This is a genomic window from Streptomyces fructofermentans, assembly GCF_014651055.1.
GTDB classification, from domain to species: Bacteria; Actinomycetota; Actinomycetes; order Streptomycetales; family Streptomycetaceae; genus Streptomyces; species Streptomyces fructofermentans.
The window spans coordinates 25,006-40,074 of record NZ_BMWD01000019.1 but is presented as its reverse complement, the minus strand read 5'-3'; the positions used below and the strand labels follow the sequence as shown (position 1 = coordinate 40,074).

Below are 15,069 nucleotides of genomic sequence, written 5' to 3'. Positions count from 1 at the left end.
CGCCCGCGGGCCCTTTGGGGCCCGCGCGGAAGGGGTGGATCAGCGGGTGATCGCCTTCGTCTCCAGGAATTCCTCCAGCCCCGCACGGCCCATTTCGCGCCCGTTGCCGGACTGCTTGTACCCGCCGAAGGGCGCCTGGAAGTTGTGGTGTGCGTCGTTGACGTGGACCAGGCCGACACGCAGTCGCCCGGCGATCTCCACAGCGTGCTCCCGGTCACCGGTGACGGCCGCGCTGAGCCCGTACACGGTCCCGTTGGCGATCTCCACCGCGTGGTCCTCGTCGGTGTAGGGGATCACTACGAGGACGGGGCCGAAGATCTCCTCCTGGGCGATCACCGAACCGGGGTCCACGTCGGCGAAGACGGTGGGCCGGACGTACGCACCGGTCCCGAACCCCTCGGGCCTGCCCGGACCGCCGACCACCAGGGTGGCGCCGTCGGCGACACCGCGACGGATGTAGGCGTCCACACGCTCTCGCTGCGCCTCGGAGGCCAGCGGTCCGACGCGGGTGGACTCGTCGGCGGGGTCGCCCACCGTGTAGTCGGCGGACGCCGCCCGCAGCTTCTCGACCACCTGCTCCTGGAGGTCGGCGGGGACGAGCATGCGCGTCCACGCGCCGCAGGCCTGTCCCGCGTTGCTCCAGGCGAAGGCCAGCCCCCGGGTCACGGCGTCGTCGAGGTCCGCGTCGGGCAGGACGATGTGGGCCGCCTTGCCGCCGAGTTCGAGCGCGACCCGCTTGACCGTCCCGGACGCTGCCGCGGACACCAGCCTTCCCGCGGCCGTGGACCCGGTGAAGGAGACCATGTCGATTCCCGGGTGCCGCGAGATGGCTTCGCCGACGACGGGACCCGTGCCGTGGACCACGTTGAGCACCCCTGCCGGGAGCCCGGCGGCGGTGGCGACGACGGCGAAGAGCTGGGCGCTGACCGGTGCGATCTCCGAGGGCTTGAGGACCACGGTGTTTCCGGCGAGGAGTGCGGGGACGACCTTCGTCACCAACTGCTGGAGGGGGAAGTTCCAAGGGGTGATGGCCCCCACGACGCCGATGGGTTCGCGGACGATCAGGGTGTTCCCCACCTCCTCGGACCAGGAGAACCGCTGGGCCGTCTCGATCGCGGCGGCGGCCGAGAGCGGCGGGAATCCGGCCTGGGCCGCGCGGGAGAAGGAGATCGGGGCGCCCATCTCGGCGGTGATGGTCGACGCCAGTGTCTCGGCGTGCAGCCGGAGTTCCTCGACGACGCGCTCGAGCACGGCCACCCGGTCCTCCGGCGACGTGGACGACCATCCCGGGAACGCTCGCGTCGCGGCCTCGACGGCCAGGTCGACATCCTCGGCCGAGCCCTCGGGAATCGCGGCGAACACTGTGTCCGTGGCGGGGTTGACGACATCGATCAGAGAGCCGGAAGCGGGGACCGCACGGCCGTCGATCCAGTGCGAGGGGGCGGGCAGGGGGAGTTCGGTACGTTGTTCCATGTGCCCAGGGAACACCGTGTGTCCGGGCGGATCCATGCTCTGTCATAGCCATGATGTGAGTCACCCCCGCCGGTCCCGGCGCGGATGCCTGGACGGTGGCCGTGCCCCGGCATGTGCCTCCTCCAACCGGTCACGGACCGGGAGACGCCTTGCGGGGCGAGGACCCGACGATCGCGTGCCGGGCCTCCGGAGGACGGCAACCTGCGCAATCGATATCATTTCGGACGACAGCGTGAGCGCTCGCCGGCCCGAGGATGCCATTCGACCGCTGTGCGACGGAAGGGGGCGAGCCCACGGCGTACGAGCGACCGAGGTGAGCCCTGTGGCGACCGAAAGTGTCCTGCGCCCGAGCCTGATCGTCCCGATCGGGCACGTCGAACCCGTGCCGCGCAGGATACGGGCGGCGATCGACGGCCGCGTCGTCTTCGACACCCGCCGTGCCCTGTACGTGTGGGAGTGGAAGGCGTTTCCCCAGTTCAGCATTCCGCTGGAGGACCTGGTCGAGGGCGTCCTGATCGACGACGGCCACGAGGAGCAGCTCGGCGCGGGCCCGGCGCGCCGGCACAGCCTCCAGGTCGGCAGTGAGGTCCGCGAGGGCGCGGCATGGGTGTGGAGCCCCGGTGCTCCGGAGCCCCTGCAGGGCACGGTGCGCTTCGAGTGGGACGCGCTGGACGGCTGGATGGAGGAGGACGAGCCGGTCTTCGTGCACCCCAGGAGCCCGTACTCCCGGGTGGACGCCATCCGCTCCTCCAGCAGTGTCCGCGTGGAGCTGGACGGCGTCGTACTGGCGGACGCGCCCAACTGCGTGAAGCTGTTCGAGACCGGCCTGCCGACGCGCTACTACCTCGACCGCACCCACATCCGGTGGAGCCGGCTGCGGCACTCCGACACGGTCACGCGCTGCGCGTACAAGGGGACGACGAGCGCGTACTGGTCCTTCGACAGCGACATCGCCTCCCACCAGGACATCGCCTGGGGGTACGACTTCCCGACGATGCAGGCCAACCGCATCGCGGGCCTCACCACCTTCTACAACGACCGCGTCGACCTCTACGTCGACGGCGACCTGCTCCCCGGGTCGAGTGATCCCACGCGCGGCGTCCGCCCCTGAGCGAGCGCGGCCCACAGCTCGCCGAGCGGTGTCACACATCACGCTTCAAATTGGTCAAAAAGAACAAAACGCCTTCCGGGCCGCTCGGCCCGAAGGCGACAGGACGGCCGGTCGCCGCCATCAGCGTCGGAAGCCGCCGTCGAATCTTCCGGATCGACCGCGCGCGACAGTGCGCGTGCCCATGAAAGGCCCCTCATGAGTGAACAGAGCCAGACCGTCGTCCTGGTGCACGGCGCGTTCGCGGACTCCTCCAGCTGGAACGGCGTCGTCGACAGACTCCAGACGCACGGCTACAACGTGATCGCGGCGAGCAACCCGCTCCGTGGACTGGCCGGTGACGCCGAGTACGTCAGGCAGCTCGTCGCTTCCGTCGACGGCCCCGTGGTCCTCGTCGGACACTCGTACGGCGGCGCCGTCATCACCAACGCCGCGACCGGGCTCGACAACGTCAAGGCCCTCGTCTATGTCGCGGCCTTCATGCCCGACGAGGGGGAGAGCGCGCTCACGCTGTCCGAGAAGTTCCCCGGCAGCACGCTCGGCGCGGCGCTCCGCCCGGTACCGATCGTGCTCCCGGACGGCAGCCAGGCCGCCGACCTGTACATCGAGAAGGACAAGTTCCACGGGCAGTTCGCCGCCGACGTCCCCGAGGAGACGACGGCGGTGATGGCAGCCACCCAGCGGCCGGTGACCAACGTCGCGCTTGAGGAGGCCGCCGCCGCCCCGGCGTGGAAGGCCATCCCGTCATGGGTCCTCGTGGCCACCGAGGACCAGAACATCCCGCCGCAGGCCCAGACCTTCATGGCCGAGCGCGCGAAGGCCACGGTCGTGAACGTCACCGCGTCCCACGCCGCCAGCGTCTCGTGCCCGGGCGACGTCGCGCGGCTGATCAACGAGGCGGCGAAGGCCACCGCCTGAGCACCACATCGTGCGCTCGGCCCCGGGCTGCCGTCACCGACCACACGTCGATGACGGCGCCCGGGCCGAGCGCTGCGTCGGTCCTTCGCCCCGCCGATTGCTTGTGCGCCTGCCGCCATCGGGCCGAGTTGCGGGCGCGCCCGCGGAGGTGCTTGCTGGAGGGGCGGCCGGACGCGGGACGGCAGCGTCGTGCCTCGCGCCGGACCGGGCCGGCAGCTGTTTCCGCCGTCTTCGGCCCGTCCCGCACACACCGCTGAAGGCGTCCGCGTGCGGCAGGCCGGACGGACACATCCCGGGTGAAGCATGGATCGGAGAGGTGCAGAGATGAACATCGCCGTCATCGGAGGAACCGGCCTGATCGGGTCGCAGGTCGTGAAGAACCTCGACGCCGCGGGACACTCGGCGACACCGCACTCCCTGTCGACGGGAGTGGACATCATCAGCGGCCAGGGTCTCGACGAGGCGATAGGGGGCGCCGACGTCGTGGTGAACCTGGCGAACTCGCCCACGTTCGACGCCTCGTCACCGGAGTTCTTCCGCACCTCGATGGACAACCTCCTCGCGGCCTCCGGCAAGGCGAACGTCCAGCATTTCGTGGTCCTGTCCATCGTAGGCGTCGACAAGGTGCCCGCCATGGACTACTACCGCGCGAAGGTGCTGCAGGAGGACCTCCTCAAGGCGGGACCCGTTCCCTACTCCATCGTGCGGGCCACGCAGTTCATGGAGTTCATGGACGCCGTGATCTCCTCGTCGGCCGACGGCGACACCGTTCGCCTCCCGCGCACACCTGTGCAGCCCATCGCGGCGGCGGACGTGGCCGCGATCGTCAGCGAGGTCGCCGTGGGAGACGCGCTGAACGGAGTCCTGGAGATCGCGGGACCCGACATCTACCCCCTGGACGAGCTGGGCCGGCTCACCTTCACCGCCAAGGGCGACACGCGTTCCGTCGTCACCGACGACGCTGCGGGCATGCTCGCAGCGGTTCCGGGAGACGTCCTCACGAACGCCGGCGCCCGGCTGGCTCCCACCCACTACACCGACTGGCTCGCCTGAGACCGCTCACTGCCCCGCGGGCCCGGATGCCAGGTGGTCGAGGGTCCGGTCCACGATCGTGCGCACCCCGGCGGGACTGAGCCGCAGAATCTCGGCGATCTCCGCGTCGCCGTAGGCGAACCCCTCCCGCAGGACGCACGCGGCCCGCTCGGTGGGATCCAGCTCGTCCAGCACCACAAGCAGGGCGAGGTCGACGGCACCCGCCCGCTGCAGGTCCTCGCCGGGACCGGTGGCAGTGTCGACGGGATCGGGCAGCCACGGACCGATGTACGACTCGCGCCGCATGCGCGCGGACTCGGCGGCGTCGACGGCGAGACGGGCAGCCGTGCGCGACAGGTAAGCGGCCGGGCTGGCCACCGCCGAACGGTCCGCGTCGCGCCAGTGCAGCAGGACCTCCCGCACGACGTCCTCCGCGTCGGAGGTGCTGCCGAGCACCCGGTACGCGATGTCGAAGAGGTGCGGACGGAGCTCCGCGAAAACGCAGCCCTCTTCCTCCGTGCGGCTCCCACTGGTGGATGTCTCGACGTGCATGGCCTGGTCGTCTCCGTTCCTCCGGGTGTCCGTACAACCGGATGACGCGCGCGTGCGGCCGCCGGGTGACCGCACGCTCCGCGGCCCCCGACAAGGGCGGACGCCGCGCCGCCGGGATCGCCGGCGGCGCGGCTGCTCCTACCGCACTCGAAGGATTGACCGGGACCGACCCGGATCTGTGACAGCTGAGCCGGAATCGTCCGCCGGAATCACAGGAAGAGGAGCGCTCACTCCTCCTGCGCCTCGGAAGGACCGGACTCCCTCCCCGGCCGGTTCCCGGGCGTGCCCTCCCGGTTCCAGGAGCGGAGCTTGTCCGGATTGAGGGTGACCCACACCTGCACCGCGTGGTGACCGGTGATGTCCAGGCTGATGACGGCTGCGACCCGGCGGTCGCAGCGCACGACGATCCCCGTGCGGCCGTTGACGGAGTGGGTGTGCAGGGAGACACGGGGGCAGCGGGTGAGCAGGCTCAGCAGGCTCCTGGCGACCTGCAGGTCGCCGTGCACCGGCTCGGTGCGGGCGCGGACCTTGCCACCGCCGTCGAAGAACGCCATGGCGTCCGGTGCCAGCAGGGAGGACAGCAGCGCCGCGTCCTCGGTGGCGCAGGCCGCCCGTACGGTACGGACCACGGCGTCGTGCTGCTGGGGTGTGGTGGGACGCGCGCGCCGCGCCCGCAGGCTGCGGAGCGCCCGGTCGGCGAGGTCCGGAAACCCCGGCTCCGCGCGGCCCGTGACGTCAGGGGCCGTGACGCCGGCCGCCCTGGGGGCGTCGGCCAGTACGAACGCCCCCCGCTCGGCCGCGGACAGCGAGCCCAGCGCGTTGTGCAGGGCCTCGCTGACCTCCTGCTGCAGCACCCGGTTCAGGTCGGCCGTGCCACCACGGCTCTCCCCGGCCCGCAGGACCTTCCGCCGTTCGACGGAGGCCACGCGGCGCGTGCAGATCTCGCACACGGCGTCCGCGAGCCATGCGCGCGGAGCGGCGACCCCGGCCCGCACGGGACCGGGCAGCTCGAACCACCGCCGGTACGCCTCGGCGGTGGCGCCCTCCGCCTCGAAGTCGTTGCCCAGCATCCGCCGTGCCACATCGAGCAGGTGCTGCCGCTCGTCGAGCAGCTCCGCGATCGACACCGAGTCGTCTGCATCGTTCATTACGGCGTCCTCCCACTCCCACGGCACCGCACAGAACGGGCGACCGTCTCGATCGTCCTCCCGGAATTCAGCGAAGGCTACAACGGGCCCGGAACCGCGGCCCGTATGCCTTCTCGCGCGTCACACGGTGGGTACGTGCGGTGCGGGAGGTGATCGAACCCCTCACGCACCGCACATCCCGCCGCGCTCTCGCTCATTCGAACGATGCTTCCTGTGGCCGGGCACTCCGCGACATCGGCCGTTGGCCCGCAGTGTCACCCGGCGGGGCCGCCGGGTCACTCCACGAGCTTCCCCTCGCTGGACACGTCCTCCATGATGGCCGCGATCTCGTCCGGAATCGGCGGGATGCTCTCGCGCGTGATCCCCGTCTCCGGCGACCAGACGAGGTTCACCTGCAGCGCGGGATCCATGTCCGGGTAGTCGCTGCGGTTGTGGCAGCCCCGGGTCTCCCTGCGCTCGATCGCCGCTTCGAGGGTGGCCCTGGCCGCGAGAGCCGCCGACTTGAGGTCGAAGGCGTGCGCCAGATCCTGGAAGCCGGCGATGTCCGGGTGGACCCCGACGTTCTCCATGCGCTTCTCGATCTCGGCGAGTTCCGCCAGGCCGGCGCGCAGTCCTTCCTCGTCGCGGACGACGCCCGCGTGCTCGGTCATGGTGTTGCGGATGGCGCGCTGGAGGGCACGGACGTTCTCCGGACCGTCCGCGGCCAGGAGTCCGTCGATCTCCAGACGCGCCTCCGCCTCCGCCTCCGCCGAACGAGGCTGCGCCGCAAGGCCCTTCGAATACGCGGTCGCCGCCTGACCCGTGATGCGGCCGAAGACCAGCAGCTCGATCAGACTGTTGCCGCCGAGGCGGTTGGCGCCGTGCAGACCGCTGGAGGCCTCTCCGATGGCGTACAGACCGCGGACGTCGGTGCTGTGGTCCTCGGGCCTGACCCACACGCCGCCCATCGAGTAGTGCGCGGTGGGCGCGATCTCGATCGGATCGCGTGTGATGTCGAGCATCTGCAGGTCCAGGAGCGTCTGGTACACCCTCGGCAGCCGGTTCATGATCGTCTGCCGAGGCAGGTGGGACACGTCCAGCCACACACCGCCGTTGGGGGTGCCGCGGCCCTCCTTGATCTCCGTGTAGGAGGCGAGGGCCACCCGGTCACGGGTGGACAGCTCCATGCGCTCGGGATCGTAGCGGCTCATGAACCGCTCACCGAGCGCGTTGCGCAGGATGCCGCCCTCGCCGCGGGCCGCCTCGCTGACCAGCGTGCCCGCCGCGTTCTCCGGCTCGATGATCCCCGACGGGTGGAACTGCACCAGCTCGGGGTCGCGCAGACGGGCGCCCGCCTCGACCGCCAGCCGGAACGAGTCGCCGGTGTTCTCGTCGCGTCGCGAGGACGTGCGTCGCCAGATCCGGGTGTGGCCGCCCGCCGCGAGAATGACGGCGTCGGCGTGGATCAGGTAGCGCGTGCCGTCGGTGACGTCGAAGCCGTACGCGCCGAAGACGGCACCGTCGTGCGTCAGGAGCCGGGTGATGTAGACGCTGTCGAGCATGGGGATCTGCAACTGGCCGGCACGCCTGATGAGAGTGCGCTGGATCTCCAGACCGGTGTAGTCACCGGCGAAGGCGGTGCGCCGGAAGGTGTGCGCGCCGAAGAACCGCTGCGAGATCCGGCCGTCCTCCTCCCGCGCGAAGGCCATGCCGTAGCGCTCCAGGTCGTCGATGCCCAGTGCGGCGCCCTGCGTGACAATCTCGGCGGTGCGGGGGTCGCCGAGCAGATAGCTCTCCTTGAGTGTGTCGGCGGCGTGCTGCTGCCAGCTGTCCTCCGGGTCCATGGTGCCCAGGGCCGCGTTGATGCCCCCGGCCGCCAGCGCGGTGTGCGCGTCCTCCTTGGCGCGCTTGCCGACGGCGAGGACATCCATGCCCGCTTCGGCCAGCTCGATCGCCGCCCGCAGGCCCGCTCCGCCCGTTCCGATCACCAGCACCGTGGTGGAAAGGCGCTGCTCGGTGATAGCCACGTTCGCTCCGATCACTTGGTTCGTCACCACGTACGACCGGTTGCCGCCACGCTTTGTGACACCGGCCCTGTGACTGGCCCGTCAGATCAGGCGTACTGCCCTCCGCCCGGTACGCCCGCTCCTGACGCACCACCTCGCATCCCACCATTTTGGCACCGGCTCCTTCGCGCCGCCGTGCGTGCCGGAGCCGCACACCGGTGCCTGCGCGTTCCTGCCCCTCCACGGATCCCTGTCACCTCCCGAGCGGGGTGCCGTCCGGGAGGCACGGACACAAATTGTTTCGAGGACCGTGTCACAGCGGTGCCGGGTCTCCGGTCATAAGGGGCGGGGCAGGACGAGGACCCGCTGCCCCGGGAAGCCGGCCGTGGACGGACACGTTCACCCGGACCAGGAGCAGCGGGTACTTCGCCCGATGCCAAGACGCCCGACCCCAGCGGTTCACCGCCCGTACGGCGGTGCCGCCCGGACAGGCCCTCACAGCCGGCCGTACGGGGACGAGCGCGGCGTCGAACCGACCCGAGGTCGGTGCGGCCCCTCCTCGCGGCATCGAGCCGTTACGAGCCGAACGGCAGCGCCGCGGCTCTTCCACAACACGCAGCGGCCATGGCGGCGGTCACCTCCGGTACCGCGGCCCGGTCCTTCCCGCCGACGCGGTGGGAGGCGACCGCTGCGACGCACCGCCGTCGACCGTCCGTGGACCAGGTCGACTCCATCGCCTCGAAAGGCACTCTCATGACCAAGCGCACGCTCTCCCGCCGTTCCCGCACGTCGCTCGCCCTCCTGGCCACCGGTGGCGTCGCCGCCGCGCTCGTGGCCACCTCGGTCGTCCCGGCGAGTGCCGACATCAGCAAGACCTCGCACCGCAAGCCGACCGTCGTGCTCGTGCACGGAGCCTTCGCCGACTCCACGAGCTGGAACGGTGTGATCAAGGAGCTCAAGCGCGACGGTTACCCGGTGGTGGCCGCGGCCAACCCGCTGCGGGGCCTCGCGAGCGACGCGGCCTACGTCAAGGACGTCCTCGCCGGGATCAAGGGCCCCATCGTCCTGGCCGGACACTCCTACGGCGGCATGGTCATCAGCAACGCCGCGACCGGCAACAGCAACGTCAAGGCACTCGTCTACGTCGCCGCGTTCGCCCCGGACAAGGGCGAGTCCGCGCTCGACCTGGCGGCCAAGTTCCCCGGCAGCAGCCTCGGCGAGGCCCTCCAGCCCGTCCCGTGGACGCAGCCCGACGGCGCCAAGGGCACTGACTTCTACATCCAGCCCGCGAAGTTCGGCCACCAGTTCGCGGCGGACGTGCCCCGCAGCACCAGTGACCTCATGGCGGTCACCCAGCGCCCCGTGACACAGGCGGCGCTGGCGGGGGACTCCGCCGAGCCGGCGTGGAAGACCATCCCTTCCTGGAACCTCGTCGCCACGCAGGACCTCAACATCCCGGCCAAGACCCAGTCGTTCATGGCCGAGCGTGCCGGCTCCCACGTGGTCAAGGTGAAGGCCTCGCACGCCGCGAGCGTCTCGCAGCCCGATAAGGTCACCGCGATCATCGAGGACGCGGCGGCCCGCACGGTCCGATGACCCGGCGGCACACGTGAGAACGGCGGGGCGGCGAGACATCGCCGCCCCGCCTCCGCGTGTTCCGGTCCCCGGTGTCCGTACGGCCCTGCCGGGTCGCGGCCCGACGTGTGCCGGGTGGCGCGGACTCCTCAGGCGTCGAGCTGGTGGTCGGCCCACACGTAGGTCTCGGGGAGCAGGTCGGTGATCGGCACGGTGCGGAGGCCACCGGCTGCGCCGACGACGACCTTCAGGTCCGGGAAGTAGTCGACCAGGACCTGACGGCACCTGCCGCACGGGGGCACGACGCCTCGGTCCCGATCACCCACGGCGACCACGGTGTCCAACTCGTAGGCTCCCTGGGCGGCCGCCGTGCCGACGAGGACCAGTTCGGCACAGGGTCCGCCGGTGAAGTGGTAGGCGTTGACGGCGGTGATGATGCGTCCGTCCGCCGCGCGGGCCGCGGCCGCCATGGTGTGGTTGTCGCCGCGGCACCGGGTGCGCGCGACATGGGCCGCGGCTTGAACGAGTTCCTGGTCGACGTCGTGGACCTGCGCGGTCATGTCCCCTGCCTCCGTGCGGTGTTGGGCGGCGGAGGGCCCGGGAGGCGGCTTCCCGCCGAGCGACTCCGCCGACGCGGCGCCGGTGGCCGCCGAAGGATTGTCGCTCGTGAGGACTGCGGGCGCGCGGGCGGGCAGGCCGGACTCCCGCTCGGCACCCGGGCAGCACCGGAGATTCCGATGCCGGTCAGTACGGAACGCCGGCCGGGGGACGACGAGTTCACCGGCCCCGACCGCGACGGTCGCCGTGCGAACGCCTACTGCTGCTGGGCGCTCCAGTCGGCGAAGTGGGTCTCGCCGAGTCGGGCGTCCGGGCCCGGGAGCAGAGTGGTCTCCTGCAACACGGCGCCGAAGTAGGGGGCCTTGGGATCGACCACCACCGTACGCGGGTCGTTCTTGGCGGCCAGGCCGTCGCGGATCAGCTCGTCGAGCTGGAACGTGTCGGGTCCGGCCACCTCGAACGTGCCGTTGACGGGATCTCCGACGGCGGTGCGTGCCACGGCGGTCGCGACGTCGTCGGAGTAGATGGGCTGGATCTTGATCGGCGCCAGGTGGACCGTGCCGTCGTCCTTGGTCGCCCCGGCCACGATGCCCTTCATGAACTCGAAGAACTGCGTGGCGTGCACGAGGGAGTAGGGGACCCCGGACTCCTTGATCAGCGTCTCCTGCATCTGCTTGGCGCGGAAGTAGCCGCTCTCCTGGAGGCGGTCGGTGCCCACCACGGACAGTGCCACGTGGTGGGTGACGCCCGCCTCCTTCTCTGCCTTGAGGATGTTGGTCGTGGACGTGCGGAAGAACTCCATCACGTCGTCGTCGGCGAACGAGGGGGAGTTGGAGACGTCCACGACGACGGCCGCGTCCGTCAGCACCTCGGCCAGTCCCTCCCCCGTCAGCGTGTTCACACCGCTGTCGGGGGAGGCCGGTACCGCCTCGTGTCCGTGAGCGGCGAGTTTGCTGACCACCTTGGAGCCGATGAGACCGGTGCCGCCGATGACTACGACCTTCATGATGAGGACCCTCTCGGTGCTGTGTGCGCCGCACAGCACCGCAGGAGGCACCGGCCCGGACCGCACGTTTCGATGGCGTTTGGGTGGACAAGGCCAGAATAGTGATGGTTCGGGTCATGGCGCATTCGGGCGCGGGTCAGGGCAGCAGGCTGTCCAGGGGCACATCGGGGTCGGCGAGGGCGGCGTCGTCGACCTCGTTGCGCGACAGGACCAGGTCACGGACCGTGTCGATGACGTCCCACACGTTGACACTCATCCCGGCCAGGACGCGCCGTCCCGACATCCAGAAGGCGATGAACTTCCGGCCCTCCTTGTCCCCGCGGAAGACGACCCGGTCGTAACCGCCCGGTTCGACGTACCCCGTGTACTCCATCCCCAGGTCGTACTGGTCCGTGTAGAAGTACGGCAGCCGCGTGTAGGCCGCATCCTCGCCGAGCATGCTCCGCGCGGCCGTGGCCGGCTGGTTCTGCGCGTTGGCCCAGTGCTCGACGCGGATGTGGCGTTCGAGCCAGGGGTGGTAGGCGTTGGCGACATCGCCGGTGGCCCACACGCCGGGCGCGGAGGTCCGCAGCTGCTCGTCGGTGACGATGCCGTTGTCGACCTCGATGCCGGCCGCTCGCGCGAGTTCGGTGTTCGGCGTGATGCCGACGCCGACGACCACGGTGTCGGCGGGCAGCAGCCGCCCGTCGGCGAGCCTGACACCGCTCACGCCGCCGTCCGTCCCGACCAGTTCCTCGACCTCCACCCCGGGCAGCAGAGTGACGCCGTGCTCCTTGTGGAGGCCGGCGAACACCTCGGCCGCCTCCCGTCCCAGGACCTTGAGGAGGGGCAGCTCGCCGTGCCCGAGCACGGTCACGCGCGCGCCCGCCATCCGCGCCGCGGCGGCGGTCTCCAGGCCGATCCAGCCGTCCCCGATCACCACGACCTCGGCCCCGGCCGTGAAGGCGCTCTTGAGACGCTCACTGTCGCCCACGCGACGCAGGTAGAGCACATTGCCGAGGTCGGCCCCGGGAACCTTGAGATGGCGCGGGGAGGAGCCGGTGGCCAGCAGCAGCTTGGTGTAGGGCACCCGCTCCCCGTCGTCCAGCACGACTTCCGCGGCGGCCAGGTCCAGCGAGGTCACGGTCGTTCCGAGCCGCAACTCGACGTCGTGCTCGGTGTACCAGTCCGGGGTGTGCACGAAGATCGAGTCGCGCTCCTCCTTGCCCAGGAGGTAGCCCTTGGACAGCGGCGGCCGGATGTACGGCCTGTCGCCCTCGGACCCGATGATCAGGACAGGTCCGTCGTGGCCGTGCTTGCGCAGGGCGGCCGCAGCCTTGGCCGCGGCCAGTCCGCCTCCGACGATCACGATGCCGGTCACTGGGGGCATGTTGGTCCTCGCCTTTCGATTCGCCTGTCGAGCGCCATGGTGTGAAGTCAACCGCTCTGACCGCTCGGCCGCCCTTCCTGTGACACCACTCGGGTGCGCGCCGCCTGCGAAGGGCAGCGGACGGCGAGGGCAGGCGATCCGGTGTTCGTTGACGCACCACGCCCCGCCTGACGCACCACACGCGCCGGAGGTGGTCCCGACGCCCGGTTCAGGCGGCCAGCGACCTCACGTACGGCACGAGCTTGTCCGGGTTCATGACCCACATGAGGCGTTCCAGGCCACGCGGCGACGCTTCGACGCACAGCAGCGCGAGGGGCTTGCCGCCGGAGGAGACCAGGACGGCGGGCCGGTCGTTGGCCTCGACCCAGTTGATCTCCGAGCCGGGCCAGAACCTCGGGGCGAAGGCGCCGAGGTACCGGGAGACGTGGTCGCGGCCCACCACCGGGATCTTCGACGCGCCGCGCATGCCGCCGCCGTCGGCGTAGCTGACGACGTCCTCCGCGAGGACGTGTTCGAGCATGGCCAGGTCGCCCGTCTGGGCCGCGGTGAGGAACACCTTGAGCAGACGCTGGTGCTCGGCACGGTCGACCGGCTCCCGCCGCTCGGCGGCCAGGTGCTTGCGAGCCCGGCTCACGAGCTGGCGGGCGTTGGCCTCACTGGTGTCGACGATCTCCGCGATCTGCGGGTAGGGGTAGTCGAACGCCTCCCGCAGCACGTACGCGGCGCGCTCCACGGGATTCAGCTTCTCCAGCACGAGGAGGACCGCCATCTCGACCGCTTCGGCGCGTTCCGCCCCCACGTTGGGGTCCCGGCTGGTGTCGACCGGCTCAGGGAGCCACGGGCCCACGTACGACTCCCGCCGCATCCGGGCGGACTGCGCCAGATTGATCGCCAGCCGGGTGGTCACCGTAGTCAGGAAGGCCTTCGGCTCCAGCACTTCCCGGCGGTCGGTGTTCTGCCACCGCACCCAGGCCTCCTGGACGATGTCCTCGGCCTCCGTGGTGCTTCCGAGGACACGGTAGGCGACACCGAACAGCTGCGGACGTGCCGCGATGAACTCCTGCGTCGCCCTTTCGAGCGAGTCGGCGTCATCTTCGGCGTGCATCGTGGCCCCTTTCGGCCGAACCAATGTTACAGCCGCTGTCGACTGCACGCTTCTGGGGCCGGGGTCGCTCACACTGCCGCCGACCTGAGGTTCGTGCCCACGTTGTGAGGCTACAACGGGCCTGATCGGTGCGCCCGCCCGGCGCCACGGCACCCGATTCACGTCCGCCCGGAGCGCTCCACGGCGCCTGCTCGCCGATCGGATACCACCGTGTGATTGAAGAGTGTCACGCCTGCTAGGCTGACCACAGTGTTCCCGGCGCCAAGTGGACAGCTCGATGTCGGCGCCAGGGGCACGGGCGCCCGCGACAAGAGCCGAGCGGGTGCAGGGCCTCGGGCACCCACTCGTTCCCCCGCGAGTCGGCGCCCGAGGCCACCGGCACGCAACCTCCCGGTCCGCGGACCGGGAGTGATCGATTGGGCCCTCGGGTGCGGCGCGAGCGCTCAGGCCCCGTTGGCCTCATTGGCCCGGTACAGGCCGCGGCCGGTCCGCCGGATGCGGGAGGAGCCGACGAGACGGTCGAGTGTGCTGCGCACCGCGTTGATGCTTCCGCTGTCGGCGTCGCGGCCCAGCGCCGCCGCGACATCACGGGCGCGCACATCGGCATCGCCGGCGCGGGCGAAGTGGTCCAGGATCTGCTCGGTGAGCTTTCCGTAGGCGCTCTCGTCGGCGTCCGCGCGGGGTGCCGCCTTCCCCGCCGCCTGACGGTCGTCACGCCGACGCGGGGCGCCCGTCCGCCCGTCCGGCTCGTCCGGGGCGGCGGGCCCGGCCGGCGCGGTGTCCGCGCGTGACTTGGCGGGCTTGGCGGCACGCCGGCGTCCGGCGTCCGGGGTGGTGTCCGCGGGGACCTCGGAAGAGGCCTCGGAACCCGCCGCTCCCGGGGTCGCCATCAGTGACTGGAGTGCGCTCAGGGCCCGTTGGACGGAATCGAGATGGGCGCCGACGGCAGCCAGCTCCCGCTCCAGGGACTGCTTCTGGACCTTGAGGCGGGCCAGTTCCTCCTGGAGGCTCTCAGCGGTGATCTCGATGTTGTGCGCCGCGCGAGTTGCCGGGACCATGTCTTCCTCTCATCCTCAGCCCTCCGTGTCGCGCTCGGCCCGGCAGTGCTGCCGCTCGGCGAGGGCGCCGGATGGGTGTTTCGGGACATCCTATGCGGATGCACACTCTTCGCCGTACGCGCGTACCGACCACCTGTTCCCTTACGGCGTCCGTGTCCGGAAGCGGCCGCCGGCACAGTGAT

At 70.9% G+C, this 15,069-nt stretch carries 13 protein-coding genes; 4 read left to right on the top strand and 9 right to left on the bottom strand.

What is annotated here, in order from left to right; all coding sequences use genetic code 11:
• Nucleotides 1-39: 39 nt before the first annotated feature.
• Entirely contained in the window at nucleotides 40-1,473 is a 1,434-nt protein-coding gene (locus IE265_RS24305; protein ID WP_190037794.1) for an aldehyde dehydrogenase family protein, read from the bottom strand.
• 322 nt (nucleotides 1,474-1,795) lie between these two features.
• Between IE265_RS24305 and IE265_RS24300 the strand changes: the two genes are divergently transcribed.
• From IE265_RS24300 to IE265_RS24290, 3 genes are all read left to right on the top strand, one after another.
• On the top strand, nucleotides 1,796-2,584 hold the full coding sequence (locus tag IE265_RS24300) for a DUF427 domain-containing protein (RefSeq protein ID WP_190037793.1): 789 nt from the start codon (nucleotides 1,796-1,798) through the stop codon (nucleotides 2,582-2,584).
• Between the two features lie 195 nt (nucleotides 2,585-2,779).
• Nucleotides 2,780-3,499, top strand: a complete 720-nt coding sequence (locus IE265_RS24295) for an alpha/beta fold hydrolase (RefSeq protein ID WP_190037792.1) — start codon at nucleotides 2,780-2,782, stop codon at nucleotides 3,497-3,499.
• Nucleotides 3,500-3,823: 324 nt separating this feature from the next.
• The gene (locus IE265_RS24290) at nucleotides 3,824-4,552 is read left to right on the top strand and encodes an SDR family oxidoreductase (RefSeq protein WP_190037791.1); all 729 of its coding nucleotides are present in this window, start codon (nucleotides 3,824-3,826) and stop codon (nucleotides 4,550-4,552) included.
• Between the two features lie 6 nt (nucleotides 4,553-4,558).
• Here the strand turns inward: IE265_RS24290 and IE265_RS24285 are convergent, their stop codons facing one another.
• The 3 genes from IE265_RS24285 to IE265_RS24275 form a co-directional block, all read right to left on the bottom strand.
• Nucleotides 4,559-5,083 (bottom strand): sigma factor, encoded by a 525-nt coding sequence (locus tag IE265_RS24285; protein ID WP_190037790.1) that lies wholly within the window; start codon nucleotides 5,081-5,083, stop codon nucleotides 4,559-4,561.
• Between the two features lie 227 nt (nucleotides 5,084-5,310).
• Nucleotides 5,311-6,231: a sigma-70 family RNA polymerase sigma factor family protein gene (locus IE265_RS24280; RefSeq protein ID WP_229916453.1), complete on the bottom strand. Its 921-nt coding sequence runs from the start codon at nucleotides 6,229-6,231 to the stop codon at nucleotides 5,311-5,313.
• A gap of 275 nt (nucleotides 6,232-6,506) precedes the next feature.
• Nucleotides 6,507-8,237 carry an L-aspartate oxidase gene (locus IE265_RS24275; protein ID WP_190037789.1) on the bottom strand — a complete coding sequence of 577 codons (1,731 nt, stop codon included), beginning with the start codon at nucleotides 8,235-8,237 and terminating at the stop codon, nucleotides 6,507-6,509.
• Nucleotides 8,238-8,969: 732 nt separating this feature from the next.
• On the opposite strand from IE265_RS24275, the gene IE265_RS24270 reads away from it, so the two are divergent.
• Nucleotides 8,970-9,812 carry an alpha/beta fold hydrolase gene (locus IE265_RS24270; protein ID WP_190037788.1) on the top strand — a complete coding sequence of 281 codons (843 nt, stop codon included), beginning with the start codon at nucleotides 8,970-8,972 and terminating at the stop codon, nucleotides 9,810-9,812.
• A 128-nt stretch (nucleotides 9,813-9,940) separates the two neighbouring features.
• On the opposite strand, the gene IE265_RS24265 is transcribed toward IE265_RS24270, so the two are convergent.
• From IE265_RS24265 to IE265_RS24245, 5 genes are all read right to left on the bottom strand, one after another.
• The gene (locus IE265_RS24265; RefSeq protein ID WP_190037787.1) at nucleotides 9,941-10,351 is read right to left on the bottom strand and encodes a cytidine/deoxycytidylate deaminase family protein; all 411 of its coding nucleotides are present in this window, start codon (nucleotides 10,349-10,351) and stop codon (nucleotides 9,941-9,943) included.
• A 254-nt stretch (nucleotides 10,352-10,605) separates the two neighbouring features.
• Nucleotides 10,606-11,355, bottom strand: a complete 750-nt coding sequence (locus tag IE265_RS24260) for an SDR family oxidoreductase (protein WP_190037786.1) — start codon at nucleotides 11,353-11,355, stop codon at nucleotides 10,606-10,608.
• A 136-nt stretch (nucleotides 11,356-11,491) separates the two neighbouring features.
• Entirely contained in the window at nucleotides 11,492-12,724 is a 1,233-nt protein-coding gene (locus tag IE265_RS24255; protein ID WP_190037785.1) for an NAD(P)/FAD-dependent oxidoreductase, read from the bottom strand.
• A gap of 208 nt (nucleotides 12,725-12,932) precedes the next feature.
• Nucleotides 12,933-13,829, bottom strand: coding sequence for an RNA polymerase sigma-70 factor (locus tag IE265_RS24250; RefSeq protein ID WP_190037784.1), 897 nt, complete (start codon nucleotides 13,827-13,829; stop codon nucleotides 12,933-12,935).
• A gap of 443 nt (nucleotides 13,830-14,272) precedes the next feature.
• Nucleotides 14,273-14,887 carry a hypothetical protein gene (locus IE265_RS24245; protein ID WP_190037783.1) on the bottom strand — a complete coding sequence of 205 codons (615 nt, stop codon included), beginning with the start codon at nucleotides 14,885-14,887 and terminating at the stop codon, nucleotides 14,273-14,275.
• Nucleotides 14,888-15,069 lie beyond the last annotated feature (182 nt).